5 protein-coding genes and 1 pseudogene are annotated in these 7,155 nt (G+C 59.0%); 5 read left to right on the top strand and 1 reads right to left on the bottom strand.

The features are described from left to right. From SO180_RS41630 to SO180_RS41615, 4 genes and pseudogenes are all read left to right on the top strand, one after another. On the top strand, nt 1-1,391 hold a 1,391-nt coding region (locus tag SO180_RS41630; RefSeq protein ID WP_449384575.1), incomplete at its 5' end, for an oligosaccharide flippase family protein. 10 nt (nt 1,392-1,401) lie between these two features. Continuing rightward, nucleotides 1,402-1,605: pseudogene (locus tag SO180_RS41625) on the top strand (GDP-mannose 4,6-dehydratase); the annotation flags it as partial. Then, nucleotides 1,586-2,542 (top strand): GDP-L-fucose synthase, encoded by a 957-nt coding sequence (fcl, locus tag SO180_RS41620; RefSeq protein ID WP_449384574.1) that lies wholly within the window; start codon nt 1,586-1,588, stop codon nt 2,540-2,542. The pseudogene SO180_RS41625 and the gene fcl, both read left to right, overlap by 20 nt. A 499-nt stretch (nt 2,543-3,041) precedes the next feature. Beyond that, nucleotides 3,042-4,139, top strand: a complete 1,098-nt coding sequence (locus tag SO180_RS41615; RefSeq protein ID WP_449384573.1) for a polysaccharide pyruvyl transferase family protein — start codon at nt 3,042-3,044, stop codon at nt 4,137-4,139. 10 nt (nt 4,140-4,149) lie between these two features. On the opposite strand, the gene SO180_RS41610 is transcribed toward SO180_RS41615, so the two are convergent. Next, nucleotides 4,150-5,790, bottom strand: a complete 1,641-nt coding sequence (locus tag SO180_RS41610; protein ID WP_449384572.1) for a putative Ig domain-containing protein — start codon at nt 5,788-5,790, stop codon at nt 4,150-4,152. A gap of 311 nt (nt 5,791-6,101) precedes the next feature. On the opposite strand from SO180_RS41610, the gene SO180_RS41605 reads away from it, so the two are divergent. Next, nucleotides 6,102-6,920 (top strand): glycosyltransferase family 25 protein, encoded by an 819-nt coding sequence (locus SO180_RS41605; RefSeq protein ID WP_449384571.1) that lies wholly within the window; start codon nt 6,102-6,104, stop codon nt 6,918-6,920. Nucleotides 6,921-7,155 lie beyond the last annotated feature (235 nt).

The raw sequence follows: 7,155 nt of genomic DNA, 5'->3' as shown, positions 1-7,155 counted from the left end.
TCGCCGTCGCGACGGCGATCATTGCTATTCTGGCGTCGATGACCGAGCTGTCCCTGACATCGGCGCTAATCCACCACAAGGATCCAAGTGAAGATCAGTTCCACGCCGCCTGGACGTTGAGCCTGGCTCGCGCCTGCCTGCTCGCACTCTTGCTGTCGTTGCTCGCTTATCCGGTGTCGCTGTCCTACGGCGATGCTCGTTTGATTCCGATCCTATTGGTGCTGAGCTGTTCGGTTGCGATATCAGGCCTTCGAAATCCGATGCTCGCGATGATGCAGCGCCAGCTCGTGTTCTGGCAGGAATTCGTGACGAGCAGCAGCCGGGCACTCGCAACCATCCTCATCTCCTCTGGGATCGCCATTTTCTTCAGGAGCTACTGGGCTCTGATCGCCGGGGCCGTCGTCGCCAACCTCGTCGATGTCGTCGCTTCCTATCTGATCCAGCCGTTCCGGCCAAAATTCCGGATAAGGGGCAGCCGCTCCCTATGGTCGTTCTCTGTGTGGCTATCGCTCGGGCAGGCGGTTAGCACGCTGAACTGGCGTTTTGACCAGATCATCATCGGATACTTTCTCGGTAAATCCACCCTGGGCGGATACGTGCTGGGCAGCGACCTGGCCGCCACGCCGACCCGAGAAGCCACAAACCCGCTTGCAGGAACGCTGTTTCCTGCGTTCGTGAAGCTGAGGGACGACAAAGCCGCCCTTCAGCGAGCTTATCTGTCGGCGCAATCGATGCTGTGTGCGATCGCCTTTCCGGCGGGGTTCGGCTTCGCGATGATCGCCGATCAATTCGTTCCGCTCGCTCTGGGCGATGCCTGGGCAGGTGCGACAATCGTGATCCAGCTTCTCGGTGGCGCAATTGCGTTGCATACACTCAGCGCGACCGTCCAACCTCTTGGTCTGGCCCTTGGGCAGACGCGCAGGTTATTTCATCGCGACGTTGCGGTCCTGATCGTGAGATTGCCTTTCATTGTTGCGGGCTTGTGGGTGGGAGGGTTGCTTGGCCTGCTTGTCGCTCGTGTGGCGGTTACGCTGGGCGGTGTCGTCTACAACATGGTCCTGGTCCGCGAATTGATCGGCACCTCTGTCTCCCGGCAATTTCTCGTGAATCTGAGGACAGCCTTATCCACGTGCACGATGATCATCGTCGGTCTTCTCACCAATTGGGCTTTCATCACATTCTTCGGCCACGAGTCTCACGTCTATGCTCGGTTGACCGCCGTTGTTCTCGTGAGCATTTTTGCCTATGTCGGCTCAGTGTTTGGATTCTGGCGGGTGGCGGGTTCGCCGACCGGACCTGAGCATGAGATCCTGCGGATCCTCGGCGTGATCGCCAACAGATTTGGGAAAGTGGGAAAATCGTCGATGATGACCGCGCAGTCGGGTGAGTGATATGAATGAACGCTCAAGGAAGGTCATCGTGCGGATCGACCCGACTTATCTCCGCCCCACCGAAGTCGATCTCCCGATCGGCGATCCCAGCAAGGCGCACGACAAGCTGGGCTGGAAATCCAGGGCCCCGTTCGCGCAACTGGTCAAGCAAATGGTTGCGGGCGATTTACCCGAGGCCAGGCGGGAGATTGCCAATGGCAAGCACTCCGTTTGAGCTGGCCGGCAAGACCGTTTTCGTCGCCGGGCATCGCGGCATGGTCGGCTCCGCGCTGGTGCGGCGGCTTGCGGAGGAAGATGTCGAGCTGCTGACGGTGTCGCGGAGCAAGGTCGACCTGCGTGAGCAGGCCGCCGTCGACAGATGGTTCGCTGCAAAGCGTCCGCAGGTAGTGTTCCTTGGCGCTGCCAAGGTCGGTGGCATTGTCGCGAACAATACGCTGCGCGCCGAGTTCCTCTACGACAATCTGGTAATCGCAACCAACGTGATCCACGCCGCGCACGTCAATCGATGCGAGAAGCTGATGTTCTTCGGCTCGTCCTGCATCTACCCCAAACTTGCCGCCCAGCCGCTGCGCGAAGAGTCGATGCTGACCGGCGCGCTGGAGTCGACCAACGAACCCTATGCAATCGCCAAGATCGCCGGCATCAAGATGGTTGGGGCCTATCGCAGCCAGTACGGCTCGAACTTCATCAGCGTGATGCCGACAAACCTTTATGGTCGCGGCGACAATTATCATCCGGAATACAGCCATGTCGTCGCCGCGTTGATCCGACGCTTCCACGAGGCCAAGATATCGGGGGCGAAGAACGTCGCGGTGTGGGGCACCGGCACGCCGCGGCGCGAATTTCTCTTCGTCGACGATCTGGCGGACGCCTGTATCCACCTGATGAAGACCTATTCGAGCGGCGAGCTCGTCAACATCGGCACAGGGGTGGATATTACCATCGCCGAATTCGCGCGCGTGGTCGCGGCGACCGTCGGCTATTCCGGCGAGATCAGCTATGACACCTCGCGCCCTGACGGCACGCCGCGCAAATTGCTAGACGTCAGCCGATTGATGCAATTGGGTTGGCAGGCCAAGACCTCGCTCGAGGATGGGCTCAAGCTCGCCTATCAGGCATATCTCAGCGAAAGCCGGCAGGCGACGGAGTAGGGGACGGCCGTGATTGCGAGTCAACGGTCGCGGAAGCTCGCTAACGAATCCGCGTGAGTGCTGCAGGAAGCGGCATTCCCGTACACTCGTTGCCCATGTTCGTTGCAACGAACACATTTGCCTGCCTTAAGACGTCAATAGAGTCGATTTTTGTCATGAATATGTGCGGTGTTGTCGCTACTCGCAGTGTTGCCGAGTCTTCCCTTCGGTTGCCAGGCCGACCAATTCGGTATTTTGGAACCGGGGCGGCTTCTGGATCGGCGGGGCGGCACCGGCGGGGACACGAGAGAGTGATAGAGGCAGACGCCGGCTGAGCGTGAAAGTTCGAATCTGATGCGTGACGCGGGGAGCACGGCAGCGCAAACTGTCCAGCGGTCTCGCTTGCTGCACGCAGATTCGTCGTTCGCTCTCCCGTAGCGAGTGTCTCGCGCAATCGCAGAGGTGGATTTGTCGAATGCGAAATGTTGGCGATGCATCGGAAGCCGTTCGATGCTGTGATGTGACCGACGGCGCCGAAGAGTTAAGGACGATGGCCGAAAGTCCCATAGAAACTCCAATGAAGGATTCTCGTACACTCATTGCGGAATTGCAGAGCGAGATCGACAAGGTCATCGGGCCTCATCTGGAGGGCGTCGAGAACTTTGCGCTGGTGGATTTCCCCAACCATCCGAATGTGGGCGACAGCGCCATTTGGTTGGGTGAAGAGACCTATTTGCAGCAGAAGCTGGGCAGGGCACCGTCCTACGTGTGCACCTACGACACCTGGGCAAAGGAAGACTTTGAGAGAGCCGTTCCTGCCGGACCTATCCTGATCCATGGTGGGGGAAATTTCGGCGACCTGTGGCCAAGTCATCAGGAGTTCCGGCTCAGACTTCTGTCGGAGTTTCCGGATCGCCAGATCATCCAGTTACCGCAAACCATTCACTTCTCCACGAGAGCAAGTCTCAAACGCGCCGCGGAAATCATCAACTCCCACAAAAAGTTCCGGATTCTGGTCCGCGACCTGCAAAGCCTGAACATCGCGAGAAAGGAATTCACAGCCGCCGTCGATCTCTGTCCGGACATGGCATTCTGCCTTGGGTCGCAGAGCTCACGAGCGGAGATTACTAGGAAATTGTTGCTGCTGCTCCGAACCGATCACGAGAAGGGGGAGCAGAAGCGATCTCGCCCGCTCCCGAGCTTTGCAGTCGTCGAGGACTGGCTTACGGAACAGCGAGGCTTGGGAAAGTGGCTCTTGCTTCAGGCGCTGCTCGAAACATCTCTTCGCCTGTTCAAGGGCAGGATGCCGTCCGAGCTCGACTTGCGTATTCGGTGGTTTCATCTTTTGGCGTCGAACCGGGTGGCCCGCGGAATGAAGCAAGTTGGATCGTCCGCCTACGTGATCACGGACCGGCTTCACACACACATCTTCTGCGTGTTGTTGAATGTGCCGCACTCGGTCCTTGACAACAATTATGGCAAGATCAGCACGTTCGTCGACGCCTGGAGCAAGCCGTTCGAAAAGCTGGGCCGGCCGTTGAGCAGAAGCGTGGACGAGGCCGTCGCAACCTTTCTGGATATCTGCAAGAGCAGTCGGGTTCCGGCGGATCAAGGGTGACGGTCAAGCATCATCCTCCGTCCGGGTGGCTCGCCGGATCGTGCGCGTCGACGGCTAGTGTGGCCGCTCTCGTTGTTGTCTGGCCCGCGTTGTTTGTGCAGGAGATTGTCAGATTGCCGACCCCTGTTGCCGTTGGTGTGCCGGTGATGAGCCCGGTGGAGGCGTTAAAGGAAAGACCCTGCGGTAGTCCTTTGACGGACAAGACCTTCGGCATCATGACGCCGACGTCGCAGTCACCATAGACATCGTGGCGGTAGCCACCGCCCGTGGTGGCCGAAAGGGAACCGGTCGTCACGTTTGGGCCGCGATTGATGGAGAATCGCAGAGGCTCCATCGTCGAGCCGTCGGGCTTATAGCCATATACGACGACGTGCGACCGCCCGGCATTGCCCGTGCCGGTGGTGAAGTCTGCCCTGATCGTGCGCGAGGCCGCGTCGTACGAAATTCCTTCCGGAAATTGCGTGAACGTCGTTTGCTCCGACATGCCCGGTTCGGAGCTGTCATAGGGCAAGACCTGGACGAATTCCGTAACGCTCGCATCACCCCAGAGAGCCATGGGGCTCGGCAGCACAACCTTGCCGTTGCCGTCGTAGTCGACATTAAGGTCTGCGACCGAAACCAGCGGCTTCCAATGCTTGACGCCTGCCGTCCGCCAGCCGCGGATCCAGTCGACATCGAGATAGGCCCCAGTCGTCGAGCCGGCCCATGCCTCGGCGTTATACGCCTCGCCCGCGAACGTACTGTTGAAGATATGTGACGTCAGAAGAACATATGAAGGCATGCTCTTGGTATTCGAGTCGACGCCGACAAATTGGGCCCGAAGTGCGCCGTCGACATAGAATTGGGTGTTCCCCCCGTTCCGAAAGACAAAGCTGAACACGTGAAACGTGTCGTCCATGTAGTCGAATGGTCCGGCGCTGTTGTCGGTCGAGATTGCCCCCGACGTGTGGACGATATTGCTGAAATGCATGCCTTGAGAGTTGCACTCCAGATCCCACTCGTTGCCGGTTGGATTGAGCACGGGGGCGACCGAATAAGTCCAGAATGTCGGATGAAAGCCGGCCGGATTTGTAAGCCTGGAGCTGAACCGGGCACGCATCTCGACAATGACTGCGTTGGTGGTCGGGTAGTATGCAAATGCTCCCGCCGTATGGATCATTGCGGAGAGATGCGGACGGACGCCCCCGTTGATGGACCGATCGGTCGGCGTTAGGAATGCCTGCTCGCGCTCTGTTGCCATGCGCGCTCCCAGCCGCAGCACCGAGTGGGAAACCGACATGTTGTCGAAACCGACCGCGACGCCGCGGTTGCGGTCTTTGTAGCCCGTCGCAAGCGGGTCGGCATCGAAGGCTGTCCCTAGCGACGTGGTATTGCCGCGGATGCCCGGATGATAGGCACCGGTCGGGAAGAATTTTCCGCGGGGATTTCGAGGACCAACGATATCGAGATTGTCAAAATCATCGCCCCAGGACAGCGTATAGCCCTCATACAACCCAGTGCCATTTTGGCCGACGACGGCGCCGCCAACGACCTGATTGCTTCGATTGAAGGGCGGCATGGATTGCAGCCAATGTCGCAAGCCTTCGCGGTTCAAGGCCAAATAAAGTGCTGCGCCGGCGACGACCAACGATGCGACGAACAGTATTGCCATGGTGCCGTTGGTTCGACGCTTTGATAGCATCCACGCCTCTCTTGGCTTGAGACCATTGCGACTCTCGCGACCTATCTATTCACTCTGACGTGAGGATCTTTGGTTCGCTCCAAGGTGCTGCGAATGCGGACCGCCGTAGCGTAGCCGCGAATTTGGTCGTGCTGACCGAGTAGGAACATGAAAACATGGCCGACAGCATGGCGGCCTTCAGATGCGTGACGCGTCCTTGTCAGCACCGACAAGTTCGCGCTAATCGTTCCGAGGGTCGTGTGCAAACGGTTCCAAGTCGACAGCGTCGGACTGATCAAGCAATGGGCAGCAATCTCAGAATTATGGCGATTAGTTTGGCCGGTTCCCATCGCCGCCAGCGCGCAACTGAAAACCTGGATGCGCTTGATATTCCGTGGTCCTTCTTCGATGCCCTGCGTGTGCCGGCCCAGGGACTTCCGCAATATGATGAAGCGCTGGCCATTCGCTTTTGGGGCAGGGGCCTTTCTCGAGCCGAGATCGGCTGTGCAGCAAGCCATATGAGCATCATGGCGCAACTGGCGGAGTCGGACTCGGAGGATTCGTGGACTCTTGTGATGGAAGACGACGTCGTTCTCGATGCTGGATTCGGCTTTCGATCACTTCCGGATATCTGCAAGGCTGCCGAGATCGGCTATCTCCGGCTGTATGGACGGCACATGGCGCAGTGCAAGCATGTTGCCTGGCTGGATCAGCGGGAACTGGTGCGGTTTGAGCGTGCACCGATGGGAACCCAGGCCTATCTGATCTCCAGCCGCGCCGCGCGTCGATTCATCGACAGCGTGACGACGATCCATCGACCCGTCGACTGGGAGATGGACCGGTTCTGGGCAAACGGCCTTTACAATTACGCCTTATTTCCTTTCCCGTGCCTTGAACTGACGATGACGTCGTCGATTGCAAAGGCGGCAGATTCGGTCCGCGAGCCGACCGCGATCGACAGAGCGGCATGGTTTGCGTGGAAATCAAAGGAATATGTTCTGCGCCTGTCGGAAAATATTCGTCTTCGCCAGTCCGATAAGCGGATTCGCAGCCGCCTTGCCGGCTTAACGACTCTTCACGGGCCAATGCGCGAGACAATTCGCACCATCGAAAGCGTGTGATCGGCGCCTCGAGGGCCTGCAGCGAGATCTGACGAGGCGGGTTGCCGTTGCGCCGTTGCGCACTCAGGCGTGCTTACGGCGAATGACGCTGCCGAACCGCAGAAGCGGCCTCAGGAGCTCCGCCCGGTTGAACCGGAGCATGATCAGCCGGTACGCAAGCCAGGAGGGGCTCAGGAACAACGCGGAGAACCAGACGATATGAGAGGCGGCGGCGCGCCACTGGGTCGTCCTGGTC

Source organism: Bradyrhizobium sp. UFLA05-112 (assembly GCF_053572325.1).
Note: the sequence above shows the minus strand (reverse complement) of the source record. Positions and strands in the feature narration are given on the sequence as shown.

Excerpts from the sequence above, each read along its gene's own strand:
- fcl (WP_449384574.1), top strand. The coding sequence starts at position 1,586 with ATGGCAAGCACTCCGTTTGAGCTGGCCGGCAAGACCGTTTTCGTCGCC.
- SO180_RS41610 (WP_449384572.1), bottom strand. The coding sequence starts at position 5,790 with ATGGCAATACTGTTCGTCGCATCGTTGGTCGTCGCCGGCGCAGCACTT.
- SO180_RS41605 (WP_449384571.1), top strand. The coding sequence starts at position 6,102 with ATGGGCAGCAATCTCAGAATTATGGCGATTAGTTTGGCCGGTTCCCAT.